This is a genomic window from Rhodococcus chondri (genome assembly GCF_036327435.1).
Classification (GTDB): Bacteria; Actinomycetota; Actinomycetes; order Mycobacteriales; family Mycobacteriaceae; genus Rhodococcus; species Rhodococcus chondri.
This window is the reverse complement of sequence record NZ_JAUZMZ010000066.1, coordinates 1-25,210: the sequence shown is the minus strand read 5'-3', so window position 1 is coordinate 25,210 and position 25,210 is coordinate 1. Positions and strand designations below refer to the sequence as shown.

Here is a 25,210-nt window from a genome sequence, read left to right as displayed (position 1 = left end):
CACGCGCAGGCTCCATCGCTCTGCGTCGCACCCTCCGCAAGTCGATGTCCACCGGTGGCGTTCCCATCGACCTGGTCAACCGCAAGCCGCGTCCCGCCCGACCGGAACTGGTGGTGCTGTGCGACGTCTCGGGATCTGTCGCAGGTTTCTCCCACTTCACGTTGCTGCTCGTGCATGCGCTGCGTGAACAGTTCTCGCGGGTGCGAGTGTTCGCTTTCATCGACACCACCGACGAGGTGACTCACCACTTCTCCGCGGGCGCCGACCTGGGCGCCGCGATGTCTCGGATGCTGCGCGAATCCGATCTCATCGCGTACGACGGACACTCCGACTACGGCAACGCGCTCGGCACCTTCGCCGAGCGGCACGCGCACAGCCTCACGAGCCGCAGCTCCCTGCTCGTCCTCGGCGACGCCCGTACCAACTACCGCAATCCGAACCTGGCAGCGCTCGAACATCTCGTCGCGGTCGCCCGGCACGCACACTGGCTCAACCCGGAGCCGCGCGGCCAGTGGGGATCGGGAGATTCGGCCGCTCGGGTGTACAGCGAGGTCATCACGATGCACGAATGCCGGTCGGCGCAGCAGCTCGCCGCAGTGGTGGCGGGTTTGCTGCCGGTGTGAAACCCGTAAGCTGATCAATCGTGCATCAGCCATCCGACGGGTCTCCGGACTCGCAGCGCCGTCTCGGCGTCATGGGCGGTACCTTCGATCCGATCCATCACGGGCACCTGGTGGCGGCCAGCGAGGTCGCCGACCGTTTCGGCCTGGACGAGGTGATCTTCGTCCCGACCGGGCAGCCCTGGCAGAAGTCGGACCGCTCGGTAAGCCCGGCCGAGGACCGCTATCTGATGACGGTGATCGCGACCGCGTCGAACCCGCGCTTCTCCGTCAGCCGCGTCGATATCGACCGCGGCACCGCGACCTACACCGTCGATACACTGCGCGACCTGCGCGCCCAGTATCCTGGTGCGCAGTTGTACTTCATCACCGGCGCAGATGCCATTGCCTCGATCCTGTCGTGGCAGGACTGGCCGACCCTGTTCGACCTCGCGCGTTTCGTCGGTGTGTCGCGTCCCGGATACGACCTCAACGTCGAGCACCTGTCCGGGCATCTCGACGAGCTGCCGCCCGAATCGGTGAGCCTGGTCGAGGTCCCCGCGCTGGCGATCTCGTCGACCGGCTGCCGCGAGCGCGTACGTGAGCACCGGCCCGTCTGGTATCTCGTACCGGACGGTGTCGTGCAGTACATCAGCAAGCGCAACCTGTACAGCGACAGCCTGCCCACCGGCAGCCTGTCCACCGAGAGAAAGAGCACGCAGTGACTGCATCGTCAGAAGCCATCGAGGTCGCCCGGATCGCGGCTCTCGCAGCCGACGAGAAACTGGCATCCGATGTCGTGGTACTCGACGTGTCCGAGCAGCTGGTGATCACCGACTGCTTCGTCATCGCGTCCGCACCCAACGAGCGCCAGGTCAACGCCATCATCGACAACGTCGAGGAGAAGCTGCGCGAGGCCGGGCACAAGCCGGTACGCCGCGAGGGCACCCGTGAGGGTCGGTGGACCCTGCTCGACTACATCGATGTCGTGATCCACATCCAGCACGAGGACGAGCGGAACTTCTACGCACTCGAGCGGCTGTGGAAGGACTGCCCGACCGTCCCCGTCGAGGGAATCGCCGCGCCGAAGACCGTCCGGAACACCGATACGGCCGACAGCGCCGCCGCCGAGAGCCCCGGCACCGAGAGCACGGAGGACGCGTGAGCGCACCTGTCCGAGTACGGCAGCTGATCCTGCTGCGACACGGCCAGACCGAGTACAACGCCGACCGGCGGATGCAAGGCCAGCTCGACACGGACCTGTCCGAGCTCGGGCGGCGGCAGGCCGACATCGTCGCCCACACCATGGCCCGGTTCGACCCGCTCGCGATCGTCTCGTCCGACCTGCGCCGCGCGTACGACACGGCCACCGCATTGGGTGATCGCGCCGGGGTTCCGGTGGAGATCGATCCGCGACTGCGGGAGACCCACCTGGGCCGATGGCAAGGACTGACCCACCTCGACGTCGACACGGCGTCGCCGGGCGCGCGCAGCGCGTGGCGGGCCGACGCGACCTGGGCGCCGCCGGAGGGCGAGAGCCGGGTCGACGTGGCGCGGCGCAGCCGGCCGGTGATCGACGAACTGCTCGCCAAGCACGAGCAGTGGGCCGAGCGGCCGGTCGTCGTGGTCGCGCACGGCGGACTGATCGCGGCACTGACCGCATCGCTGCTCGACCTGCCGGTCGACCGGTGGCCGGTTCTCGGTGGTCTCGGAAACACCGGCTGGGTGCACCTCAGCGGGTACGGCGATATCCCGTCGTGGCGGCTCGACGTGTGGAACGCGTCGGCTCTGGTGACGCCCGATGACGTCCTCTGACCTGGAGCCGCGGGACGGCGAGCCGGAACCCGGCGACACCGCTGCGCCCCGGCCGACGCTGCTCGTGATCGCCGATTCGCTCAGCTACTACGGGCCGAAGGGCGGATTGCCGGCCGACGACCCGCGGATCTGGCCGAATCTCGTGGCCGCCGAACTCGGCTGGAATGTCGAACTCGTCGCGCGGATAGGCTGGACGACCCGCGACGCGTGGTGGGCGATGACCCAGGACCCCCGTGTCTGGGCGGTGATCCCGCGGGCCGGCGCCGTGGTGATCGCTGTGGGCGGCATGGATTCGCTGCCGTCACCGCTGCCGACCGCTCTGCGCGAAGGACTGCGCTATGTGCGTCCTCCGGCGATGCGCCGCATCGCGCGCAGCGCGTACGGGTGGCTCCAGCCGAGGCTGTCGCCGCTGGGGTGGCCGGTCGCGCTGCCGCCGCGCATCAGTGTCGAATACCTCGAAATGATCCGGAATGCACTGGCATACATGCGTCCGGAGCTTCCGGTGATCGGCACGCTGCCGTCCGTGCACCGCAGCGAGCAGTACCGCGCCGTACACCGGGGACGCGGTCCGGCGGCCCGCGCGATCACGCGATGGGCTGCCGAGAAGTCGGTTCCGCTGGTCGATCTCGGTGAAGCAGTCCGCGCCGATATCTATTCCGACGATGCGAATCCGGATGGCATCCACTGGGGGTGGGACGCGCATCGCAAGGTGGCCGGTGCCGTCCTCGACGCGGTGAGAATGGTGCACCGGGATGCACGGTCGACGGCGGACGGCATACGGTAGTCGACGTGCCTGTCGTGGTGGTTACCGATTCGTCGTGTTGTCTCGATCCTGAAATGGTCGAGCGGTACGACATTCGAGTCGTCCCGTTGCACGTCATCGTCGAGGGCCGTGAGCTGCGCGAGGGCGTCGACGAGCTGCCCGAGGATCTGTCCTCGGTCACCACGTCGGGGCCGTCGCCGGCCGAGCTGAGCGAGATCTATGCGCGCGCACTCGACGACAGCGACGGCGACGGGGTCGTCGCGGTGCATCTGTCTCGTCTGCTGTCGGGCACCTGGGAGGCGGCGCGAGTCGCGGCGGATACCGTCGATGGACCTGTTCGTCTCGTCGATTCCCGCAATACGGCAATGGGTTTGGGATTCGCAGCGCTCGAGGCCGCCAAGGCGGCCCGAGGAGGTGCAGACCTCACCGAGGTCCACGATCGCGCGGTGACGGTCGCCGCGGCGGCGCGGACGCTGCTGGTGGTCGACCGGCTCGATCACCTACGGCGCGGCGGGCGGATCGGGACCGCGACGGCGTTGCTGGGCACCGCACTCGCGATGAAGCCCGTCCTGCACCTCGTGGAAGGCAAACTCGTGCTGCGGGAGAAGACCCGCACCATGACCAAGGCGATGACCAAGCTCGTCGACTGTGTGGTCGACGAGGCCTCCCCGGACGCGCTGATCGCGGTGCATCACCGGAAGGCGCCCGAACGCGCACGCCTGCTCACCGAACAGATCGCGGCACGGCTCCCGGACGCCAGTGAGATCGCGCTGTCCGAGCTCGATGCCGTGCTCGGCGCCCATGTCGGTCCGGGCGCTGTCGGCGTGGTTGTTTCGCGCAGATAGCGCCACCGCAGCACCGTTGTCCACAGGGGCCGCATTCATCCACAGGTCTGCCGATTCGGCGAGTTCGCCCGTCCGCGTCATTCCCCCTGCGGGCTAGCGTTCGCAACATGGCGAGCAGTGACGACCGGGAACTGGTCCGGACCAGGCTCGATGCGATCACGGGGATCCCCGGTGGCGTCGAGGAGCCGCCTTACGGTGGGCGCGGCACCGACGTCTCCTCATCCCGCGACCCCGGCCTTCCCGACGGAACGTTCGACACCGGTCCGCCGCCGCGTCTCGTCGACAGGATTGCCGCGGCCCGCTGGGACACGGGGCGCCGCGGCACCGTGGCGCTCGCGAGTGTCGGCATCGTCGCGGCACTCGTCGCTCTCGTCGTGGTGTGGCGTGATCGCCCGGTGCCCGAGCCGATTCCGCCTCTTCCGACGGTGGAGATCGCGACGGACACCACGAGTACGTCGGCGGCACCCGCACCCGAGCCCGCCGAACTGGTTGTCAGCGTCGTCGGATTGGTTGCGGCGCCGGGGCTCGTGCAGCTCGATGCGGGCGCGCGGGTGGCCGATGCGCTCGAGGCCGCCGGGGGAGCGAACCCCGGAGCAGACCTGGTCGGGCTCAATCTTGCGCAGCGCGTCGCCGACGGTGACCAGATCGTTGTCGGTTCCGCACCGCCGCAATCACTTCCGGAAGGAAGCGGGATTTCCGGCGCCGAGGGAGCCGCCGTCGCGGACCCGGCCGGGGCGGATTCCCGGCTCGTGAACCTCAATTCCGCCGATGAGGCGACGTTGGACGCATTGCCGGGGGTCGGTCCGGTCACGGCGGCGTCCATCGTGTCGTGGCGCCGCGCGAACGGGGCGTTCACCGATGTCGAGCAATTGGGTGAGGTGGACGGCATCGGCCCCGCCCGGCTCGCGCGTTTACGCGAACTGGTGACGGTGTGACCGATCCCGGTCGGCAGGGCGATGCCGAGCCCCGCCGGGTGGACGCGCGACTCGTGCCGTGTGCCGCGGCCGCATGGGCCGCCACCGCGGCCGGTCTCCACGGCGGCCCGCCGGTGGCGGTACCGGTGACCGTCGTGGCTCTGGCCGCCGCCGCGGTCGTGTTCGCGGGGGGGATGCGAGGACCCGTGCGAGGGCACACGGGTGGCCGGATCCTGCTGGCCACCTTGGTCGTCGCGGCCGGGTTCGGGGGAGCGATCGCAGTGCGGATGGACTTCGCCGAGGCTCATCCGCTCGCCGACGCCGGCATGCGCGGTAGCTGGATCACCGCCGAAATCGAACCGATCGACGACCCGAAAATGATGCGGCGCAACGCGTTCGGTGGCGACATGCAAGTGTGGTTCCCGGCGGATCTGCATCACGTCCGGATCGGGACGCGGTCGATGGCGACCGGTGGTGCGGTGGTGGTGTTCGCTCCCGCTGAGGGCTGGGCGAACGTTCTTCCCGGACAACGCCTCACGATCCGCGGGCGGGCCGCAGAACTACCCGGCGCCGGCACGGCCGTAGCTGCGATCCGCGCCGACGGCGCACCCCGCCACGCCGAATCCGCCCCGGCGGTGCAGCGATGGGCCGGCTCGGTGCGCGACCGGCTCACCACCGCCGCGGCGCGCACGCTCACACCCGCCCAGGCAGGCCTGTTGCCCGGCCTCGTGGTCGGCGACACGAGCGAGGTTCCCGATGACGTGCGCGAGGACTTCCGCGTCGCGGGACTGACACATCTGACAGCCGTGTCGGGTGCCAACGTCAGTATCGTGCTCGGCGCAGTGCTGCTGCTCGTCCGCGCTTTCGGCATCGGTCCACGCACCGGCACGTGCGTCGCCGCTGTGGCCCTCGTGTTGTTCGTCGTGGTGGTGCGGCCGTCGCCGAGCGTCCTCCGCGCGGCCGCCATGGGGGCGGTCGGTCTGCTCGCGCTGGTGACGGGCCGAGAGCGACAGGCCCTGCCCGCGCTGTCGGCGTCGGTGGGGCTTCTCCTGCTGCTGTGGCCCGATCTGGCCGTCGACGCAGCCTTCGCGCTGTCGGTCGCCGCGACGGCCGGTCTGATCCTGATCACCCCGGGGTGGGTCGCCCGACTGCGGAAACGCGGCTGGCCGCGGCCGGTCGCGGAAGTCTGCGCGGTCGCCGCCGCGGCATATCTCGTGACGGCGCCCATCGTCGCCGCGGTCACCGGCACGGTCAGTTTCGTTGCGATAGCAGCCAATATCCTCGTCACTCCGGTGCTGGCTCCGCTGACCGTGCTGGGTTCGCTGGTCGCGGTGTGCGCTACCGTCGCACCCGTCGCAGGTGAAGTCCTCGCAGGCAGCGCCGCTCCGATGCTGTGGTGGTTGCTCACCGTCGCCGACCACGCCGCCTCGGTGCCGGACGCCGAGGCGAGCGTCGCGGGAGGACTCCCGGGAGCGGCGACCGTCATCGCGATCGCTCTCGGTAGCGGTGCGGTGCTGCGACACCGGAGGCTCAGAGCCGCCACCGTCGTCGCGTTGCTCGCTGCGGTCGCGGTGTGGTTACCGATCCGGATCTGGAATCCGGGATGGCCCGCCGCCGGTTGGGTGTTCGTCGCGTGCGATGTGGGACAGGGCGACGCGGTGGTGCTGGCAACCGGAGACGGCCGGGCCGTGGTCGTCGACGCCGGGGTCGAATCCGAGCCGGTGGATCGATGCCTGCGCCGGCTCCGCATCGACCACGTGGCGATGCTGATGATCTCGCACATGCATGCCGACCATGTCGGTGGAGCCCGCGGCGTGCTCGCCGGACGCACGGTGGACACCGTGATGACAGGGCCCGGCGCGACCGATCGTGAGGGCGGCGCAGCGCTGCTCGCAACCGCAGCCGAGTTCGCGGTGCCGGTTCGGCAGACACGTGCCGGTGAGGTGATCCGCGTCGGTACTCTCACGCTGCGCGTGCTCGCGCCGACGGACGAGAACGCCCTCCCCGGCGCGGTGTCGGAGAACGATCACTCCCTCGTCGTGGCAGCCGGGACCGTGGTGGGGACGATCCTGCTCACCGGCGATGCCGAGGCGGATGCGCAGGACCGGTTGCTGCGCAACGGCATCGACGTGCGCGCGGACGTCCTGAAGGTCCCGCATCACGGATCGCGGACGAGTTCGGCACGGTTCCTGGCCGCGGTCCGGCCGAGGGTCGCGGTGGTCAGCGCGGGGAGTGGCAACCCGTTCGGTCATCCCCACCCCGAGATCGTCGGCGCGCTCACCGACCTGGGTACCCAGATCCTGCAGACCGACGTCCACGGCGACATCGCGGTCGTGCGCGCCGGCTCCGGGGCGCTGGCCGTCGTGTCGGATACGCGTGGCACGATCGATCCGTGACCGATGCACCACTGCACCTCGTCCTCGGCGATGAAGAACTGCTGATCGACCGCGCGGTCGCACAGATCGTCGCCGGCGTGCGCGCCCGCAGCGGCACCTCCGATCTGCCCGTCTCGCGGCTACGCGCCGGAGACGCCGGAGTGCCGGAACTCGCGGAACTGCTCAGTCCTTCGCTGTTCGCAGAGGATCGGGTGGTGGTCCTCGAAGCTGCCGCCGAAGCGGGCAAGGACGCGGTCGCGCTGATCCTCGACGCCGCGGCGGCCCCGCCCGACGGCGTCAGTCTCGTGATCCTGCACAGCGGCGGCGGCCGCGCCAAGGCGATGGTCGGTGCGCTCCGCCAGTGCGGAGCCGAAGAGCATCCGTGTGCCGCTCCGGTCAAAGCCGGGGAGCGGGCCGGCTGGGTGAGGAACTTCGTGCACAAGGAGTTCCAGGCCGCGGGCGTGCGGGTCGCAGGAGACGTCGAACAGGTCGTGATCGAGGCGGTCGGCTCCGACCTCCGGGAACTGGCCGCCGCCTGCAGCCAACTCGTCGCCGACACCGGGGGCAAGATCGACGCGGCGGCGGTGCGGCGCTATTACTCGGGCAAGGCCGAGGTCACGGGATTCGACGTCGCCGAGAAGGCCGTCACGGGCGATACTGCCGGCGCGCTCGAGGCCCTGCGATGGGCGATGCACCGGGGCGTTGCCCACGTTCTGCTCGCCGACGCGCTCGCCGATGCCGTGCACACGATCGCACGGGTCGGATCGGCAGGTCGCGGCGATCCGTTCGCACTGGCCTCCGACCTGGGGATGCCGCCGTGGAAGGTCAAGAAGGCGCAGGCCCAATCCCGGGGGTGGGCATCCGCATCGATCGGCACAGCACTCGGCGTGGTCGCGGCGCTCAACGCAGACGTCAAGGGCGCGGCGGCCGACGCGGACTACGCGGTCGAGCACGCTGTTCGGACGATCGCGCAGCTCGCGGGCCGCTGAGCTCGAGCGCGTCGAAAGGACTCGAACGCATCGAAGGCCGCTCCCGTGAGGGGCGGCCTTCGTAGCAGAGCTTGCGGTTTCTACCTCGGAGCGCTCGGCTCAGAGCTGGTTGGCAAGCTTCGCCAGAGCAGACTTCTTGTTGGCGGCCTGGTTGGCGTGGATGACGCCCTTGCTGGCAGCCTTGTCGAGCTTGCGACCGGTGGAGACGAGGAGCTCGTTGACCTTGTCCTTGTCGCCAGCGGCCGCGGCCTCGCGGAAGGAACGGATTGCAGTGCGCAGCGAGGACTTCACCGACTGATTCCGGAGCCGGTTGCGCTCGTTGGTGCGGATCCGCTTCACCTGGGACTTGATGTTGGCCACGCGTAAAATCCTGTCGTCTTGCTGGTAGTGGTAGGAAAGCTCTGGGCGCACAACGGCACCGACTGACCACACTACCAGCGTGGTCGTGTAAGCCCAAACCGCGACGGGCGGCGTTGCAGCAGGAAACGCCCGCGGGCGGGCGGGAACGCGCCGCCGCGCCGCGCGCAAATGTTGTGTGGGTCACATGTGTTGCGTAGTGTCCGAACGGTGCTGATCGGCGCAGTCGCGAGGGGCGACCGTGAGTTCCGCTCCACTCGACGACGAGTCGTTTTCGCAGGTGATCGATTGAATCGGTGCGGTCCCGTGGGCCGCGAACCGCGAACCTCGAAGGTGGTCGTATGGAGCCGGAACATCTGGAACCCGAACGGGAAACCGCGCAGGAAGAGGCGTACGCCGTCGAACAGGGAGATTTCTCCGATCTCCGCAAGTATGTCGCCGAAGCGATCGGGACGTTCGTCCTCGTCTTCTGCGCAGTGGGCACCGCGGTGTTCGCCGGCGCGAAGGTCGGAAACCTCGGGGTGGCGCTGGCTTTCGGCCTGACTCTGCTGTTCCTCGTCTACACCATCGGCCCGGTCTCGGGCGCTCACGTCAATCCGGCGGTGACACTCGGGCAGCTCATCGTCGGCCACATCACGCCCGTGCGCGCGGTCGGGTATTGGGTGGCGCAGGTGGTGGGAGGACTCGTGGCGGGTGTGACGATCTTCGCGGTGGCGTCGTCGTTGCCGGCCTACGACCGTGCCGCGGACGGGCTCGGCGCCAACGGGTGGGGACAGCACAGCCCGTCCGCGGTACGCGGACCCCTCGGCGGTGTCCTCGAGAACGGATACGGGATCGGCGCGGCGATCATCGTCGAGGTGGTGCTCACCGCGCTGCTCGTGTTCGTCGTCCTCGCGACCACCGATCAGATATCCGACGTTCTGATGGCAGGCGTGGCGATCGGCTTCACCCTGGCCGTGATCCACCTCGTCGCGATCCCCATCGACAACACCTCGGTGAACCCGGCGCGCAGTCTCGGGGTCGCGTTCTTCCAGGACGGCGCGCTCGCCCAGCTGTGGCTGTTCATCGTGTTCCCGATGGTCGGCGGCGCGCTCGGGGCGCTCGTATACCTACTGCTCTTCGGTCGCGTCCGGAACCGGCTCGTCTGAACGGCCTCGACCGCCCGCGCGAGTGTTCTGCAGCAGAGCGCCTACCGCCAGCCGTACTCGCCGCGCAGCCGCTGCGCGACCTCGTCGAAACGGGCGCGGTCGAGAATCGCGCCTTCGCGCCGGATGCCGTCCTCGGGTACGTCGAGCACCCTGTCGAGCCGAACCCAGCTCGGCCGGTTCCCGGCGTCCCATCGGCCGGCGCCGATACCGACCCAGTCGCGGTGGCCGTCGCGACTGTCGTTCGACGACAGCATCAGTCCGAGCAGGGTGGCGCCCTCGCGGCCGACGACCAGCACCGGCCGATCCTTACCCTGGCTCGCGTCGTCCTCGTACTCCACCCAGGTCCACACGATCTCGCCCGGATCGGCCCGGCCGTCCATGTCGGGGGCGTAGTCGATTCGGCGGGCGCGCTGCGCGGTCGGGGTGGTACGCGATGCCACCGGGCGGCCGGGAATCGGTGCCGGGGCCGGGGCGCCGGTGCCGAGTGCCGAGCGGGCACGGTCGATCGTTCCGGACTTCTGCAACTGCTGATACAGCCGCGGCGCCTGTTCGACCGCGAGACGACCCAGTTGCTTGCCGATTTGCTTCCATGTGCGCGCCACGATTGCCGAGCTTAGCGATGCAGGGAACGGCCGGGGTCCCGGGCGGCGCGCACCTTGGATATTCTCAAGGGTGACCGCGGTCCAGCGGGCCGCTGCCAGTCCGAGTCAGGAGCACCAAATCAGCACCTTCGCCGATACCACGTTCACGGACCCCGAGAAGATCCGGAACTTCTGCATCATCGCGCACATCGACCACGGCAAGTCGACGCTGGCGGACCGGATGCTGCAGCTGACCGGGGTGGTCGAAGAGCGACAGATGCGCGCGCAGTACCTCGACCGAATGGATATCGAGCGCGAGCGGGGCATCACGATCAAGGCGCAGAACGTGCGTCTGCCGTGGCGCATGAAGGACGAGAACGGCGTCGAGCAAGAGTTCGTCATGCATCTCATCGACACGCCCGGTCATGTCGACTTCACCTACGAGGTGTCCCGTGCGCTGGAAGCCTGTGAAGGCGCGGTGCTGCTCGTCGATGCCGCGCAGGGGATCGAGGCCCAGACCCTCGCGAATCTGTATCTCGCGCTCGACAAGGACCTGACGATCATCCCGGTCCTCAACAAGATCGATCTGCCGGCGGCGGACCCCGACCGGTACGCGGGCGAGATCGCGAACATCATCGGCTGTGAGCCGTCCGACGTCCTGAGGGTGTCGGGCAAGACCGGTCAGGGTGTGCCCGAGTTGATCGACGAGGTGATCCGGCAGGTTCCGCATCCGATGGGTGACTCCGACGCACCCGCGCGCGCCATGATCTTCGACTCGGTCTACGACACCTACCGCGGCGTGGTCACCTACGTGCGCGTGGTCGACGGGAAGATCGTGCCGCGCGAGAAGATCAAGATGATGTCCACCGGTACGACCCACGAACTGCTCGAGGTCGGCATCGTGTCCCCGGAGCCGAAACCGACCAAGGGGCTCGGGGTCGGGGAAGTGGGCTACCTGATCACCGGTGTCAAGGATGTGCGCCAGTCGAAGGTCGGCGACACCATCACTCTCGCCCGCGGGGGCGCGACCGAAGCGCTCACGGGCTACCGTGAGCCGCGGCCGATGGTGTACTCGGGCCTGTATCCCGTGGACGGCTCGGATTATCCGGTGCTGCGCGACGCGCTCGACAAGCTGCAGCTCAACGACGCCGCGCTTACCTACGAACCCGAAACGTCGGTGGCTCTCGGATTCGGGTTCCGCTGCGGCTTCCTCGGGTTGCTGCACATGGAGATCACTCGCGAACGTCTCGAGCGGGAATTCAATCTCGACCTGATCTCCACTGCCCCCAACGTCGTGTACCGGGTGGTGCTCGAAGGCGGGCAGGAAGTCGTCGTGACCAACCCGTCGGTCTGGCCCGAAGGCAAGGCCCGCGAGATCTACGAGCCCATCGTCAAGTGCACGATCATCGCGCCGAGCGAGTTCATCGGCTCGATCATGGAGCTGTGCCAGTCCCGTCGCGGTGAACTCGGTGGCATGGACTACCTGTCCGAGACCCGCGTCGAACTGCGGTACACCCTCCCGATGGCCGAGATCATCTTCGACTTCTTCGATTCGCTCAAGTCGCGCACGCGTGGCTACGCGAGCATGGATTACGAGGAGTCCGGCGAGCAGGAAGCGGCGCTGGTCAAGGTCGACATCCTGCTGCAGGGCGAGGCGGTGGACGCGTTCAGCATGATCGTGCACAAGGACTCCGCTGCCGCATACGGCAACAGGATGACCACCAAACTCAAGGAACTGATTCCGCGCCAGCAGTTCGAGGTGCCCATCCAGGCCGCGATCGGATCGAAAATCATTGCGCGCGAGAATATTCGCGCGATCCGCAAGGACGTGCTCGCCAAGTGCTACGGCGGCGACATCAGCCGCAAGCGCAAGCTGCTCGAGAAGCAGAAGGAAGGTAAGAAGCGGATGAAGACGATCGGGCGCGTCGACGTCCCGCAGGAGGCGTTCGTCGCGGCCCTGTCGTCCGAAGCCGCCTCCGACAAGCCCAAGAAGTAGCCGCACTGCAGCGAAGGGATTCCCCGTGCTCGAGACCTGGCTCACCCGTGAACTCGGTATCACCGTCCCGCTCGTCGGAGCGCCCATGGGAGGGCGCGCCGGCGGAGCGCTGGCCGGTGAGGTGACTCGCGCCGGGGGGCTGGGGCTCAGCGGGGCTGCTCGGTACAACACTGCCGAGTGGCTCGCCGAACAGGCGAGCACGGCACGGGAAATCGGTGGCGGGCCGCTCGGTTTCGGTCTCATGACATGGTCGCTGTCCGCTGACGACTCCCTGCTCGGGGCGGTGCTCGAGCACCGCCCGCAGGTGGTGTCGCTGTCCTTCGGCGATCCGGCGCCGTATGTCGGCCGTGTCCACGACGCCGGGGCTCTGGCGATCTCGCAGATCAACACGATCGAGGATCTCCGCGTCGTCGAAGCCGCAGGAGTCGACGCCGTGGTGGCGCAGGGGCACGAAGCCGGTGGACACACCGGCCGGATCGGGACGTTGCCGTTACTGCAGCAAGTCCTCGAGGCCACCTCGCTCCCCGTTCTCGCCGCCGGTGGGATCGCGTCGGGCCGTGGGCTCGCCGCGGTGCTCGCTGCCGGAGCCCACGGTGCTTTCGTGGGTACCGCACTGCTGGCCAGCCCCGAAACCGTGGGACCCGCCTACGCGCGCGCAAAACTGCTGGCGGCCGGGAGCGCCGACACCGTCTACACCGATGTGTTCGACAAGGCCCGCCACCAGCCGTGGCCGTCGCGATGGGGTGGGCGCGCGCTGACCAATTCGTTCACCGATCGGTGGCACGGTGCGGGCGCGGACGAAGAGACGATCGCCGAGGCGTACACGGGTGAAGACCCGGATATCGGCGTTGTCTACGCCGGTGAGGCCGCGGGCCTGGTGCGGGCCGAGAAACCGGCGGGTGACGTGATCCGCGACATCGCAGCCCAGGCGGAGGCTCTCCTCGCCCGTTTCCGCTGACCGTCGGCACCTTCCCCCGCAGAGTCGCCGAGGCAGTGCCTCAGTGTTCGTCGTGCGCGGGCCGGAACGAGCCCGTCTCGATCCGCTGCTCGGCGCGGATGACATGAACCACCGCGTTGATCTGCGCGAGGTGGGTGAAGGCCTGCGGAAAGTTGCCGAGATGCCGACCCGAGTCCGGATCGATCTCCTCGGCGTACAGCTTGAGCGGACTGGCGAACGCGAGCAGGCGGTCGCACAGCGCCGTCGCGCGTTCGAGCTCTCCGATTTCGACGAGCGCCGACACCAGCCAGAACGAGCAGATGGTGAACGTACCTTCCTTCCCGGTCAGGCCGTCGTCGGTGGTCTCGACGCGATAGCGCAGCACGAGACCGTGTTCGGTGAGCTCGTCCGCGATGGCGAGGACCGTGGCGCGCACCCGCGGGTCGTCGGCGGGCAGGAAACGCAGTAGGGGCACCAGCAGCGCGGAGGCGTCGAGTGACGGGTCACCGTAGCGCTGGGTGAATACACCGCGTTCGTCGACGCCGTGCTCGAGGATGTCGGCCCTGATCTCGTCGGCGATGGCGGCCCACCGTCGCGCATAATCGGGCTGGCCCTGCATCTCGGCGAGCCGGGCGCCGCGATCCAGTGCGACCCAGCACATCACCTTCGACGACACGAAATGCTGCGGATCCCCTCGCACCTCCCAGAGACCGCGGTCCGGTTCGTGCCAGTGCGCTGCCGCCTCTTCGACCTGCCTCCGCAGGACGGGCCACAGCGACTCCGGCACCTGCCGCCGGGAGCGGGCGTGGAGGTACACCGAGTCGAGGAGTGCTCCCCACACATCGTGCTGGTGTTGCCGATACGCGTCGTTGCCGATGCGGACGGGCCTGGCGCCGTCGTAACCCGCCAGGTGGTCCAGTGTCGATTCGGGAAGGCTGCGTTCCCCGTCGACCCCGTACATCACCTGCAGCGGATGGTCCGTGCCGTCGATGTTGCGTGACACGTCGAGGATGAAGAAGAAGAAGTCGTCCGCCTCGCGGTCGAACCCGAGCGTGTACAGACCCCACAACGCGAAGGTCGAATCGCGAACCCATGCGTACCGATAGTCCCAGTTGCGTTCCCCTCCCGGTGTTTCCGGAAGCGATGTGGTCGGCGCTGCCAGCAGTGCTCCGGTGGGAGTGTAGGTCAGCCCTTTGAGGGTCAAGGCGCTTCGCTCGAGGTAGGTGCGCCACGGGTGGTCGGGGAACCGGCCGGTGGCGAGCCACTCCCGCCAGTAGTCCTGCGTGGCTATCATTTTCGCGGAGGCCTCGCCGAAGGTGCCGGGAGCCGGCAGGTCCGACCACGACAATGCGACGAATACGGTGTCGCCGCGCGTCATGCGGGTGCGAGCGCGAGCCTCGCGTCCTTCCAGCCCGAGTCGCATGTTCGTGGACAGTCGGAGCTGCGGACCGTCCTCGGGCAGTCCGGCACATATTGCCGATGCCTCGTCGTACACCTTTCCCGAGTACTGCCATTCGGCGGCGACGCGGTGGTAGTCGAACGACGGCTCGCAGCTCATGTCGAGTTCGACCGTCCCGTTCACGCACCGCACCGTGCGCAGGAGCATGTGCTCGGCCTCCCAGTCCGACGGGGTGCGCCGGTGGGTTCGGGATCGCTCGTCGACGTCGTGCCACGGGCCCATCACCATCGCGTCCCGCACGATGATCCAGCCTGTGCGGGTCTGCCAGGTGGTTTCGAGGATCACACCGCCCGGGAGATAGCGGCGCGCTGCCGGCACTGCCTGGTCGTGCGGACCGATCCGGAAGTGTCCTCCGCTGCGGTCGAGGATTGCCCCGAAGATGCTCGGGGAATCGGGCCGCGGAATGCACATCCACTCGACCGAGCCGTTGCGGGCGACGAGGCAGCTCGTCTCGCAGTCGGACAGGAATGCGTAGTCGTCGATCGGAGGAAAGGGACTGCGATGCTGAGCCGCCATCTCCACCCTCGGTGTGGATGCCATCACCCCATGATCGTGGCTGCGCGGGCGGGGCGTCCCCGGAATGCGACTACCACTAAGGTGGGCGGAGTGGAACGGGTGGCATCGTGGTGGGACGGTTTCGAGCTGTGGCTCACCGGTCTGTCCTTCGTCCCCCAGGCCGCACTCGTGCTGCTCGTGATGGTGCCGGTGTGTGCCGGGGCCGCCTGGGGGCTCGATCGGGTGATCGCGTCGGCTTTCGCGGCCGTCGGACGCCGCGAACCTGAGCCACCCGGACCGAACTCGGAGGATTGCTGATATGCCGCGCTCTCGCGTGACCCTGGTGCTCATCGCGCTGTTGGTGCTCGTCGTCGTCGCGTGGGTGTTGACCAGCTGAATTCGTCACCGGTTCGCCGGTCCCACCGTGCCCGGCTCTCGGATTCATCGAAGTCGGGTTCAGCGGGTCCAGGAAGGCATTCCCATGAAGAGACGCTCGAGGCTTTTCGCCGTGGCACTCGCGACCGCGACTGTCACCGCGCTCACCGCCTGCTCGGACGGTGCGAGCGATACCGTCGTAGGCACGGAGGACGCACCGGACGGCTCCGGTGGCACCGTCGATCTGTACGCCTACGCCGTATCCGAGCACGGATACCAGCGGTTGATACCCGCTTTCAACGAGACCGAAGCGGGCGAGAACGTCACGTTCGAGAAGTCCTACGGTCCCTCGGACGACCAGTCGCGCAAAGTCGAGGACGGTGCGTCCGCGGACTTCGTCAACTTCTCGGTCGAACCCGACATCACCCGGCTCGTCGACGCAGGTTTCGTCGACCCGGACTGGAACGCGGGCGCCTACAAAGGGATTCCGTCCGCATCCGTGGTGACCATCGTGGTGCGTGAGGGAAATCCGAAGAACATCCGCGACTGGGACGACCTGCTCGCGCCGGATATCGAGGTGATCACGCCCGACCTGTTCGGTTCCGGCTCGGCCAAGTGGAACCTGCTGGCCCCGTATGCGGCCGAGAGCGAGGGCGGAGCGAATCCGCAGGCCGGGTTGGACTATGTCACGGCGCTGGTGAACGATCACGTGAGGATCCGGCCGAAGTCGGGACGGGAGGCGACCGAAGCGTTCTTGCAGGGGTCGGGCGACGTGTTGCTCGGCTACGAGAACGAGGCACTTTTCCTCGAACGCAACGGGGAACCCGTCGAGCACGTGACCCCGCCGATCACCTTCGAGATCGAGAATCCTGCGGCGGTAGTCTCGAATTCGTCGAACGCGGCGACGGCCCAGGCGTTCAACGACTTTCTGTATACCCCCGAAGCCCAGCGGCTATGGGCCGAAGCAGGATTCCGCCCCGTCGACCCGGGCGTCGCCGCAGAGTTCGCCGCCGACTTCCCCGCGCCCGACACGCTCTGGACCATCGAGGACCTGGGCGGCTGGAACGCGGTGAACGAAGAACTGTTCGCCCAGGGGACCGGCACCATCGCGGTCATCTACGACAACGCCACCAGGTAGCGACCGGTGCTCGCGGACGCTAGCGGCACACCATGACCGGGCACATCGCGTGGTGGATCAGCCCCTGGCTGGTGGAACCGAGCACCGCGGAGGCCAATGCGCTGCGTCCGTGGCTGCCCACCACCACGAGCTGCGCGTCGGACGAATGCTCGAGCAACACGATGTCGGGTTTGCCGCGCTCGACCTTGTGGATCACCCGCACATCGGGATAGCGCTCGGACAACCCGGCCATGCTCTCGACCATGTCCGCCTTCTTGTGCTCCGCGTAGGCGGTCCAGTCGGTGAATCTCGACCCCTCGCCGTAGGTGAGGGTGGATTGCTCCATCCAGGTGTGGACGGCGACCAGCGGAGCCTCCAGCAACGACGCGATCTCGTACCCGTGGGCAATCGCAGCTTTGCTGAGATTGCTGCCGTCCACGCCGAGGACGATCTCTCGCCCGTCCGGTGGCCGGAAACCGTGTTCGCTGCGCCAGGACACCACCGGGCACGCCGCATGGTTGGAGATGTACACGACATCCGACCGACCGAACATCGACTGCCATTCGGTCGTCGTCGTGTGACCGAGCACCACCATTCGCGCGGACTCCGACAGTTCGGTCAGGGTCTTTGCAGGCGAGCCGCTCCGGGTGTCCGACTCGACGGTGACGTCCCCGGCGATCTCCCGCACGGCCGCTTCGGCCGCGCCGAGCACGACGTCTGTGGTGTCGCGTTCGGTCTCGGGGTCTCCGTTCCGGCCACCTCCGGAATCCACGTGAACGAGGCGCAGTGGCTCCTTTAATCGGCGCGCGACGAACGCTGCCCAACGGGCCGCGTTCACAGCGCTTTGCGTACCATCGACGCCCACCAGGATTCCGTGCTTCGGCGGTGTTTTGCTCACGGTGCTCTCCTCGCTGCTCTCTCTCAGTTTGGGCCAGGAACGACGGTCAGGCGAGAGAATCGCGGTGGTTCACCCTCGAATCAGTCGCCGACAGCGTCCCTGCCACGTTGAATGATGCGCTCGTCCGGTGCGAAGACGACCTGCTTGTCCTTGTCGGCGTAGTCGAACTGGTTCAGGAAGAAGCGCATGGCGTTGATGCGCGCGCGCTTCTTGTCGTTGGATTTGATGGTGTGCCACGGGGTGTAGTCATTGTCGGTACGCCGGAACATTTCTTCCTTGGCGGAGGTGTACTCGTCCCATTTGTCCAGCGACTCGAGATCCATCTCGGAGAGCTTCCACCGGCGCACCGGGTCGAGCTGACGGATCGCGAACCGGGTGCGCTGCTCGTTCTGGGTGACGGAGAACCAGAACTTGGTCAGACTGATGCCGGCGTCGACGACGAGCCGTTCGAATGGTGGCACATGATCGAGGAAACGCTCGTACTCGTCCTCGGTGCAGAAATCCATCACCCGCTCCACACCGGCACGGTTGTACCAGGACCGGTCGAACATCACCAGCTCGCCCGCGGTAGGAAAATGCCGGATGTATCGCTGCATGTACCACTGGCCGGCCTCGCGGTCGGACGGCTTGTTCAACGCGACCACCCGCGCATGGCGGACATTGATGTATTCCTGGAACCTTTTGATCGTGCCGCCTTTTCCGGCGGCATCACGGCCTTCGAAGACGATGATGTGCTTCGAACCGTTGTCCTTCGCCCACGCCTGGAACTTGAGCAGTTCGATCTGGAGCAGGTACTTCTCGACCTCGTACGTCGCGCGGTCCATGCGTTCGTCGTACGGGTAGTTCTCGCGCCACGTGTCCACTGCCCGGCCGTGGATGTCGATCAGGTCGGGGTCCTCACCGTGGTCGTCCCGCACCGAATATCCTTCGGTGCGCAGGCGATCGATGTAGCGACGCAACTCGTTCTGCACGGACTCTCCTCGGTGGTCCCGGACCCTCGGTGGTCCGGGCAGCGTACACAGCTGTCCCACTTGTACAAGAAGAATGTAGACCCTGGGAGAACGGAGTCTCGACCGGCGCGCAGTGTCCGGTGGTCAGGCCGCGAGCGGCGATACCGCGAGAGCGCTCGCGTCGAGGTAGCGCGCGGCGATCACCCTCGCGACGGCGGTGTGCGAAGGGAGGGGTGCAGCGATCCGCACCCCGGGAAACGATGCGAGGGCCGCGTCGCAGGCCCTGTCCCACAGCAGGCCCGGGGCGAGCATCCACGGTGCCACGACCAGGGTCCGGGCACCGGCTTGCTCGAGCCGGATCAGTGCGTCGGTGACGGACGGCTGGGCGGCGGTGGCGAAGCAGGTGCGCGCCGGCAGCCACATGGTCGCCGCGGTCACTCGCGGTGCCACGGCCGCGACCGCGCTGTTGGCCTCGGGCCGGCGCGAGCCGACGGCACACAGCGCGACACCGATCTCGGGGTCGTCGAGGGACACACTCGTGGCCGCGATGTGGTCGCGGACGGCGTCGACGAGCAGGACATCGTCGCCGAGAATGTCGGAGCACACGATGTCCAGCCCACGATGCCGGACCCGAGCTTGCGCGAGCAGCGCCGGCAGATCGACCCGTGCATGGAAGGCGCTGCCCAGCAGAAGAGGCACGACGACGACGCGGTCGTGCCCCTCCGCGGCGACAGCGTCGAGCACGGACGGAACCGACGGCTCGTTCAGGTCGAGGAAAGCGAGGCGCACATCCCACTGCGGATGCTGCGCACGGACCACCGCGAGCGCGGCGGCCACGGCCCGCGCCGAGCGCGGATCGCGGCTGCCGTGCGCGACAGCGATCAGCGGGATCATGCCGGGACGCGGTTGCCGAGCTCGATGTCGGCGAGGCCGTCGCCGACGAGTCCGGCCGCGAGCGTGTTGCCCCCGGCGGGGTCGACGAGCAGGAAGCTGCCGGAACGACGGTTGATCTTGTAGTCGTCGGCTGCGATCGGCTCCGCCACTCGGATCGAGATACGGGCGATCTCGTTGAGTTCCAACGTTTCCGGATGTGGATCCGATGTCAGATTCTGTTCGTCGAACCGCTCTTCGAGGCTACCGACGATCGCCTGAGTCGTGCGGGCCCCGTGCTTGAGAAGCAGCCGGGCGCCGGGGCGCAGCGGCTTCTCTGCGAGCCAGCAGACGGTGGCCTCGAAATCCGAGATCGGCTCGGGTGCATCGACGGGGGAGGAGATGACGTCGCCGCGGGAGATATCGATGTCGTCCGAGAGGATCAGCGTCACCGAGCGGCCGGCATGCGCGACGTCGAGTTCGCCGTCGGCGGTGTCGATGCGCTCGACCGTGGTGCGGATGCCGGACGGCAGGACCGCTATCTCGTCGCCCGGACGCACCGAGCCGGCGGCGATCTGGCCCGCGTAGCCCCGGTAGTCGGGATGGTCCGCGGTGCGCGGACGGATCACGTACTGCACCGCCATGCGGAGACCGACCTCGTGGCGGCCGTGCACGTCGGCGTCCACCGGCACCGACTCGAGATGCTCGATGAGTGTCGGGCCGCTGTAGTACGGGGTGTTCTCGGAACGGGTCGCCACGTTGTCGCCGTGCAGCGCCGAGACCGGAATCTCCTGCACATCGCCGGGGGCCCAGCCGAGCGAGCGGGTCAGGGTGTTGAACTCCTCGCAGATCTGGGCGAACACCGTCGCGGGATCCTCGACGAGATCGATCTTGTTGACGGCCAGCACGAGCTTCGGCACCCCGAGGAGCGCGAGCACCGCCGCGTGCTTGCGGGTCTGCGAGATGACACCTTTGCGGGCGTCGACGAGCAGCACCACCAGTTGCGCGGTGGATGCGCCGGAGACGGTGTTGCGGGTGTACTGCACGTGGCCGGGTGTGTCCGCGAGCACGAAGCTGCGCTTCGGCGTCGCGAAGTACCGGTAGGCGACGTCGATCGTGATGCCCTGCTCGCGCTCGGCGCGGAGGCCGTCGACCAGCAGCGACAGGTCGGGGGTGTCGAGGCCCCTGTCGACCGACGCGCGGGTCACGGCGTCGATCTGGTCGGCGAGAACGGATTTGGTGTCGTACAGCAGTCGGCCCACCAGGGTGGACTTTCCGTCGTCGACGCTGCCGGCGGTGGCGAGACGGAGCAGCTGTGTTTCGTGCTGCAAGCCGGTTTCTCGAAGATCGCTCATGATCAGAAGTAGCCCTCTCGCTTGCGGTCTTCCATGGCCGCTTCGGAAACGCGGTCGTCGCCGCGGGTGGCACCGCGCTCGGTGAGCCGGGAGGCGGCCACCTCGGCGAGGATCTCTTCGTTGGTGGTGGCCTCGGACAGGACGGCGCCGGTGGTGGATCCGTCGCCGACGGTGCGGTACCGCACCGAGCGGGTCTCGAGTTCCTCACCGTCGGCGGGTCCACCCCACACGCCCGGGGTCATCCACATGCCGTCGCGCCGGTACACCGGACGCTGATGCGCGTAGTAGATGCTTGCGAGTTCGACGTCGTCGCGGGCGATGTAACGCCAGATGTCGAGCTCGGTGAAGTTGCTGAGCGGGAACACCCGCACGTGCTCGCCCGGAGCGTGCCGACCGTTGTACAGGTTCCACAGTTCGGGGCGTTGACGCTTGGGATCCCACTGTCCGAATGCGTTGCGCAGGGAGAAGATCCGCTCCTTGGCACGTGCGCGTTCCTCGTCGCGGCGGGCGCCGCCGAAGACCGCGTCGAAGCGGTTCTCGGTGATGGCGTCGAGCAGCGGCACGGTCTGTAGGGGATTGCGGATACCGTCGGGCCGCTCGGTGAGTCGGCCGTCGGCGAGGTAATCCTCGACCTTCGCGACGTGCAGTCGCAGGTTGTACTTCTCGACGACGTGGTCGCGGAAGTCGAGGACTTCGGCCAGGTTGTGTCCGGTGTCGACGTGCAGGAGCGCGAACGGCAGCGGCGCGGGCCAGAATGCCTTGATCGCCAGGTGCAGCAGCACGGTGGAATCCTTGCCACCCGAGAACAGGATCACGGGCCGCTCGAACTCGCCCGCGACCTCTCGGAAGACGTGGATCGCTTCCGACTCGAGGGCGTCGAGGGTATCGAACTTGTTGCCGTCCAACTTGGTTCGCGCTTCGCTCGGTGTCGAATCGATGAGTGTCATGAGGCGTGCAACCCGCATTCGGTCTTGGCGCGGCCGGCCCAGCGTCCGCTGCGCGGATCGGCCCCGGGAAGTGGTTTCGTGGTGCAAGGGGCGCACCCGATGGACGGGTAGCCCTCGTCGACGAGCGGATTGACCAGGATGCCGTGCTCGTCGATGTAGTTCTGCATGTCTTCGTCGGACCAGGCGGCGATCGGATTGATCTTCACGAGGCCGAAGGCGTCGTCGAACGAGATGAGCGGCGCGTTCGCGCGAGTGGGGGATTCGACTCGGCGGATGCCGGTCACCCATGCCCGGTATCCCTTCAGGGATTGCTGGAGCGGCACCACCTTCCGGAGCCGGCAGCACTCGTTCGGGTCGCGTGCGAACAAGTCCTTGCCGAGCACCGCGTCCTGCTCGGCGACGGAATTGCGAGCGCGGGCGTTGACGATGTCGACGCCGTACACCTGCTCGACCGCGTCCCGCGTGCCGAGGGTCTCGGCGAAGTGGTAACCGGTGTCGAGGAACAGGACGTCCACCCCGGGGCGGACCTGCGACGCGAGGTGCACGAGCACCGCGTCCTGCATGTTCGAGGCCACGATGTAACCGCTCCGGTCGCCGGTGACGGCGGTACCGAAATTCTCCTCGGTCCACTGGAGCAACTCCAGAGCCGAGGCGCCTTCGAGGCTTGCCGCCCCCTGCGCGGCGAGTTCCCGAAGTTCGTCGGTCGTGGTCGATGTGCTCATCGCAGGTCCGCCTCGTCTGCTCGGACAGCCCATTCGGCGAAGCGTTCGTCCGCATTCTTGTGCTTGATGAAGTTGCGCACGACGCGTTCGATGTAGTCGGTGGCTTCGTGGGCGAGGATGCGGTGCTGGCGCAGCTTGCGGCCGAAGCCGATATCGAATCCCAGGCTGCCGCCCAGATGTACCTGGAATCCTTCGATCTGCTTGCCGTCGCCGTCGTCGACAAGCATTCCCTTGAATCCGATGTCGGCGACCTGGATCCGGGCGCACGAGTTCGGGCATCCGTTGAAGTTGATCGTGATCGGCACGTCGAGCTGCGAATTCAGTTCGGCGAGACGGGATTCGAGTTCGGGCACGAGATTCTGCGAACGGCTGCGGGTCTCGGTGAACGAGAGCTTGCAGTACTCGAGGCCCGTGCAGGCGATCAGGTTGCGACGCCACCGCGAGGGCCGGGAACTCATGCCCACGGCTTCGAGATCGGCGTCGAGACCCGCGATCTTGTCGTCGGGAACGTTGACGACGATCAGCTTCTGGTACGGCGTCAGGCGCACAGAATCCGTGCCGGCCTTGTCCATCGCATCGGCCAGGACGTCGAGAGCCGTACCGGAAACGCGACCGGAGACCGCGGAGAAGCCCACGGCATTGAGGCCGTTCGTCTGCTTGGTGAGCCCGACATGATCAATCGGGTGGCGCGGCTGTTCGGGCGCCGGCCCGTCGAACAGGGGACGCTTCAGATACTCGGTCTCCAGCACATCGCGGAACTTCTCGATACCCCAGTCCTTGATCAGGAACTTGAGCCGGGCCTTCGACCGGAGCCGGCGATACCCGTAGTCGCGGAAGACCGCAACGACGGCTTCCCATACATCCGGAACATCCTCGAGCGGAATCCATGCGCCGGTTCGTTGCGCCAGCATCGGATTCGTGGACAGGCCACCGCCGACCCACAGGTCGAAGCCTGGTCCGTGCTCGGGATGGTTCACCCCGACGAACGAGACGTCGTTGATCTCGTGCACCACATCCGGCTGGCCGGAGATGGCAGTTTTGAACTTGCGGGGGAGATTCGAGTACTCGGGGTTGCCGATGTAGCGACGCTTGATCTCGGCCAGGGCCGGCGTAGCGTCGAGCACCTCGTCGGGAGACAGGCCGGCCAGCGGTGAGCCGAGCATTCCGCGGGGGCAGTCGCCGCACGCCTCGGTGGTTTCGAGCCCCACTGCCTCGAGCCGTCGCCAGATCTCCGGCACGTTCTCGATCTCCACCCAGTGGAACTGGATGTTCTGGCGATCGGTGATGTCGGCGGTGTCGCGCGCGAAGTCCTTCGACACGCTCGCGATTGCGCGTACCTGGGCGGTGTTCAGCTGCCCACCGTCGGTGCGGACCCGCAACATGAAGTACTTGGCTTCGAGCAGATCCGCGTTGTCGTCACCCGTCCACGTGCCGTCGTATCCCTCGGCGCGCTGGGTGTACAGACCCATCCAGCGGAAACGGTTGCGCAGGTCCGCCTTGTCGATGCCGTCGAATCCCACGTGCTGGTACGTGTCGATGATCCGTCGGCGCACATTGAGCGGGTTGTCGTCCTTCTTCACCTGCTCGTTGGGGTTCAGTGGCTCGCGGTACCCGAGCGCCCACTGTCCTTCCGCGCGACGCTTGGCGGGGCGCGCAGCCCTGGGACGAGCAGGGGGTGCGGAGGCGGTCGGGTCGGCCGGGGGTGTGACGTCGGTGGTCGACGACATGCAGGTTCTCCTGGATTTGCAATGGACCGGATCGAATGTGCAGAGAGGGCTGTCCGCACGCAGACACGCCTCGACCCGGGGGATCAGGGGGTGAAGCCGAGTTTCTGCGGACTAGCGACAGTCGGTGCAGAAACCGGCGGTGCAAGGCAGACAGCACGACGCACAGACACGCTTGAGGTCGACGTGGCGTCGCGCCACGAGTCGCACTCCGAGTCCGGTCATGGCGACCATTGTGCCATGTCACGGGGTCGATTCCGAATTCGGCGGGCATTTCCACCGAAATTGGGGGAAATGCCGAGGTAGGCGCATCGTCCGGCTGCGGCGCCGGCATGTCCGTGATGATGTTGCGTGTCGACGGTCACCCGGTGCGCCTCTGGAACACTGGTTGGTGTGAGTAAAACGAAGATCGGTGAGCGCGCCGACGCGAAGGCCGGCTTCGAACTACCCGACTCGGCCGTCGCCGGGGCCGGGACCCGCCCCTTCGGGGTCTACGTGCACGTGCCGTTCTGCGCCACCCGTTGCGGCTACTGCGACTTCAACACCTATACCGCCGGTGAACTCGGAACCGCGGCGTCGCCCGAGTCCTGGCTCGAGGGTCTGCGCCGCGAATGGGCCGTCGGCGCCGAGATGCTCGGGAACGCCGGATCGGCGGTCCCGACCGCGGACACCGTCTTCGTCGGGGGCGGCACACCGTCGCTGCTCGGGGCCGACGGACTGGCGGAGGTACTCGGCGCCGTGCGATCGACGTTCGGGCTCGCGCCCGGCGCCGAGGTGACCACCGAGTCCAACCCGGAATCCACCTCGCCCGATTTCTTCGCGCGGATCCGCGAGGCGGGGTATACACGGGTCTCGCTGGGGATGCAGTCGGCCGCCCCGCATGTGCTCGCGGTGCTCGACCGTACCCACACCCCCGGGCGACCCGTCGCCGCCGCCCGCGAGGCGCGGGCCGCGGGGTTCGACCATGTCACTCTCGCCC

The 25,210-nt window shown here is 67.7% G+C and carries 25 protein-coding genes; 15 read left to right on the top strand and 10 right to left on the bottom strand.

The genetic code is table 11. The annotated features are described in order from the left end of the window. The 9 genes from Q8814_RS13220 to holA form a co-directional block, all read left to right on the top strand. On the top strand, positions 1–623 hold a 623-nt coding region (locus Q8814_RS13220), incomplete at its 5' end, for a VWA domain-containing protein (RefSeq protein ID WP_330152479.1). A gap of 20 nt (positions 624–643) precedes the next feature. Next, positions 644–1,324: a nicotinate-nucleotide adenylyltransferase gene (gene nadD / locus Q8814_RS13215; protein ID WP_330152478.1), complete on the top strand. Its 681-nt coding sequence runs from the start codon at positions 644–646 to the stop codon at positions 1,322–1,324. Then, entirely contained in the window at positions 1,321–1,764 is a 444-nt protein-coding gene (gene rsfS / locus Q8814_RS13210) for a ribosome silencing factor (RefSeq protein ID WP_330152477.1), read from the top strand. The genes nadD and rsfS overlap by 4 nt, the downstream gene beginning before the upstream one ends. Further along, positions 1,761–2,414 (top strand): histidine phosphatase family protein, encoded by a 654-nt coding sequence (locus Q8814_RS13205; protein WP_330152476.1) that lies wholly within the window; start codon positions 1,761–1,763, stop codon positions 2,412–2,414. The genes rsfS and Q8814_RS13205 overlap by 4 nt, the downstream gene beginning before the upstream one ends. Then, on the top strand, positions 2,401–3,198 hold the full coding sequence (gene octT, locus Q8814_RS13200; protein WP_330152475.1) for a diglucosylglycerate octanoyltransferase: 798 nt from the start codon (positions 2,401–2,403) through the stop codon (positions 3,196–3,198). Before Q8814_RS13205 ends, octT begins: the two co-directional genes overlap by 14 nt. Before the next feature lie 5 nt (positions 3,199–3,203). Continuing rightward, positions 3,204–4,022, top strand: coding sequence for a DegV family protein (locus Q8814_RS13195; protein WP_330152474.1), 819 nt, complete (start codon positions 3,204–3,206; stop codon positions 4,020–4,022). Positions 4,023–4,129: 107 nt separating this feature from the next. Continuing rightward, positions 4,130–4,957 carry a ComEA family DNA-binding protein gene (locus Q8814_RS13190; protein ID WP_330152473.1) on the top strand — a complete coding sequence of 276 codons (828 nt, stop codon included), beginning with the start codon at positions 4,130–4,132 and terminating at the stop codon, positions 4,955–4,957. After that, the gene (locus Q8814_RS13185) at positions 4,954–7,332 is read left to right on the top strand and encodes a DNA internalization-related competence protein ComEC/Rec2 (RefSeq protein ID WP_330152472.1); all 2,379 of its coding nucleotides are present in this window, start codon (positions 4,954–4,956) and stop codon (positions 7,330–7,332) included. Before Q8814_RS13190 ends, Q8814_RS13185 begins: the two co-directional genes overlap by 4 nt. Further along, positions 7,329–8,300: a DNA polymerase III subunit delta gene (gene holA, locus Q8814_RS13180; RefSeq protein ID WP_330152471.1), complete on the top strand. Its 972-nt coding sequence runs from the start codon at positions 7,329–7,331 to the stop codon at positions 8,298–8,300. The genes Q8814_RS13185 and holA overlap by 4 nt, the downstream gene beginning before the upstream one ends. Before the next feature lie 99 nt (positions 8,301–8,399). On the opposite strand, the gene rpsT is transcribed toward holA, so the two are convergent. Then, positions 8,400–8,660, bottom strand: coding sequence for a 30S ribosomal protein S20 (gene rpsT / locus Q8814_RS13175; protein WP_330152470.1), 261 nt, complete (start codon positions 8,658–8,660; stop codon positions 8,400–8,402). Positions 8,661–8,998: 338 nt separating this feature from the next. Between rpsT and Q8814_RS13170 the strand changes: the two genes are divergently transcribed. Further along, positions 8,999–9,805, top strand: a complete 807-nt coding sequence (locus tag Q8814_RS13170; RefSeq protein ID WP_330152469.1) for an aquaporin — start codon at positions 8,999–9,001, stop codon at positions 9,803–9,805. 41 nt (positions 9,806–9,846) lie between these two features. Here the strand turns inward: Q8814_RS13170 and Q8814_RS13165 are convergent, their stop codons facing one another. Next, entirely contained in the window at positions 9,847–10,407 is a 561-nt protein-coding gene (locus Q8814_RS13165; protein ID WP_330152468.1) for a type II toxin-antitoxin system PemK/MazF family toxin, read from the bottom strand. A 70-nt stretch (positions 10,408–10,477) separates the two neighbouring features. Here Q8814_RS13165 and lepA point away from each other — a divergent pair, with 70 nt between their 5' ends. Continuing rightward, the gene (gene lepA / locus Q8814_RS13160) at positions 10,478–12,382 is read left to right on the top strand and encodes a translation elongation factor 4 (protein WP_330152467.1); all 1,905 of its coding nucleotides are present in this window, start codon (positions 10,478–10,480) and stop codon (positions 12,380–12,382) included. Positions 12,383–12,407: 25 nt separating this feature from the next. Next, complete coding sequence (locus Q8814_RS13155) at positions 12,408–13,340, top strand: NAD(P)H-dependent flavin oxidoreductase (protein ID WP_330152466.1); 933 nt, start codon at positions 12,408–12,410, stop codon at positions 13,338–13,340. 40 nt (positions 13,341–13,380) lie between these two features. Here the strand turns inward: Q8814_RS13155 and Q8814_RS13150 are convergent, their stop codons facing one another. Continuing rightward, positions 13,381–15,318, bottom strand: coding sequence for a glycoside hydrolase family 15 protein (locus Q8814_RS13150; RefSeq protein ID WP_330152465.1), 1,938 nt, complete (start codon positions 15,316–15,318; stop codon positions 13,381–13,383). 66 nt (positions 15,319–15,384) lie between these two features. On the opposite strand from Q8814_RS13150, the gene Q8814_RS13145 reads away from it, so the two are divergent. Next, complete coding sequence (locus Q8814_RS13145; RefSeq protein WP_330152464.1) at positions 15,385–15,591, top strand: hypothetical protein; 207 nt, start codon at positions 15,385–15,387, stop codon at positions 15,589–15,591. Positions 15,592–15,754: 163 nt separating this feature from the next. Beyond that, positions 15,755–16,786 carry an extracellular solute-binding protein gene (locus Q8814_RS13140; protein ID WP_330152463.1) on the top strand — a complete coding sequence of 344 codons (1,032 nt, stop codon included), beginning with the start codon at positions 15,755–15,757 and terminating at the stop codon, positions 16,784–16,786. 19 nt (positions 16,787–16,805) lie between these two features. Here Q8814_RS13140 and Q8814_RS13135 read toward each other — a convergent pair whose 3' ends face one another. The 7 genes from Q8814_RS13135 to Q8814_RS13105 all read right to left on the bottom strand — a co-directional run bounded on the left by Q8814_RS13135 (position 16,806) and on the right by Q8814_RS13105 (position 24,234). After that, a complete protein-coding gene (locus Q8814_RS13135; RefSeq protein WP_330152462.1) occupies positions 16,806–17,663 on the bottom strand; it encodes a universal stress protein in 858 nt (285 codons plus the stop codon). Positions 17,664–17,743: 80 nt separating this feature from the next. Beyond that, positions 17,744–18,634 (bottom strand): polyphosphate kinase 2, encoded by an 891-nt coding sequence (gene ppk2, locus Q8814_RS13130; RefSeq protein ID WP_330152461.1) that lies wholly within the window; start codon positions 18,632–18,634, stop codon positions 17,744–17,746. A gap of 123 nt (positions 18,635–18,757) precedes the next feature. Then, the gene (locus tag Q8814_RS13125) at positions 18,758–19,507 is read right to left on the bottom strand and encodes a sirohydrochlorin chelatase (protein WP_330152460.1); all 750 of its coding nucleotides are present in this window, start codon (positions 19,505–19,507) and stop codon (positions 18,758–18,760) included. Next, positions 19,504–20,838 (bottom strand): sulfate adenylyltransferase subunit 1, encoded by a 1,335-nt coding sequence (locus Q8814_RS13120; RefSeq protein WP_330152459.1) that lies wholly within the window; start codon positions 20,836–20,838, stop codon positions 19,504–19,506. The genes Q8814_RS13125 and Q8814_RS13120 overlap by 4 nt, the downstream gene beginning before the upstream one ends. A 2-nt stretch (positions 20,839–20,840) precedes the next feature. Then, on the bottom strand, positions 20,841–21,785 hold the full coding sequence (cysD, locus tag Q8814_RS13115; protein WP_330152458.1) for a sulfate adenylyltransferase subunit CysD: 945 nt from the start codon (positions 21,783–21,785) through the stop codon (positions 20,841–20,843). Beyond that, entirely contained in the window at positions 21,782–22,507 is a 726-nt protein-coding gene (locus tag Q8814_RS13110; RefSeq protein ID WP_330152457.1) for a phosphoadenylyl-sulfate reductase, read from the bottom strand. The genes cysD and Q8814_RS13110 overlap by 4 nt, the downstream gene beginning before the upstream one ends. Then, positions 22,504–24,234 carry a nitrite/sulfite reductase gene (locus Q8814_RS13105; protein ID WP_330152456.1) on the bottom strand — a complete coding sequence of 577 codons (1,731 nt, stop codon included), beginning with the start codon at positions 24,232–24,234 and terminating at the stop codon, positions 22,504–22,506. Before Q8814_RS13105 ends, Q8814_RS13110 begins: the two co-directional genes overlap by 4 nt. Before the next feature lie 390 nt (positions 24,235–24,624). Between Q8814_RS13105 and Q8814_RS13100 the strand changes: the two genes are divergently transcribed. Beyond that, the coding region (locus tag Q8814_RS13100) for a radical SAM protein (RefSeq protein ID WP_330152455.1) at positions 24,625–25,210 on the top strand (586 nt) is incomplete at its 3' end.

Coding starts and splice junctions, on each gene's coding strand:
- Q8814_RS13150 (WP_330152465.1), bottom strand. CDS start 15,318: ATGGCATCCACACCGAGGGTGGAGATGGCGGCTCAGCATCGCAGTCCC.
- Q8814_RS13170 (WP_330152469.1), top strand. CDS start 8,999: ATGGAGCCGGAACATCTGGAACCCGAACGGGAAACCGCGCAGGAAGAG.
- Q8814_RS13190 (WP_330152473.1), top strand. CDS start 4,130: ATGGCGAGCAGTGACGACCGGGAACTGGTCCGGACCAGGCTCGATGCG.
- Q8814_RS13120 (WP_330152459.1), bottom strand. CDS start 20,838: ATGAGCGATCTTCGAGAAACCGGCTTGCAGCACGAAACACAGCTGCTC.
- Q8814_RS13105 (WP_330152456.1), bottom strand. CDS start 24,234: ATGTCGTCGACCACCGACGTCACACCCCCGGCCGACCCGACCGCCTCC.
- Q8814_RS13110 (WP_330152457.1), bottom strand. CDS start 22,507: ATGAGCACATCGACCACGACCGACGAACTTCGGGAACTCGCCGCGCAG.
- cysD (WP_330152458.1), bottom strand. CDS start 21,785: ATGACACTCATCGATTCGACACCGAGCGAAGCGCGAACCAAGTTGGAC.
- Q8814_RS13140 (WP_330152463.1), top strand. CDS start 15,755: ATGAAGAGACGCTCGAGGCTTTTCGCCGTGGCACTCGCGACCGCGACT.
- Q8814_RS13125 (WP_330152460.1), bottom strand. CDS start 19,507: ATGATCCCGCTGATCGCTGTCGCGCACGGCAGCCGCGATCCGCGCTCG.
- octT (WP_330152475.1), top strand. CDS start 2,401: ATGACGTCCTCTGACCTGGAGCCGCGGGACGGCGAGCCGGAACCCGGC.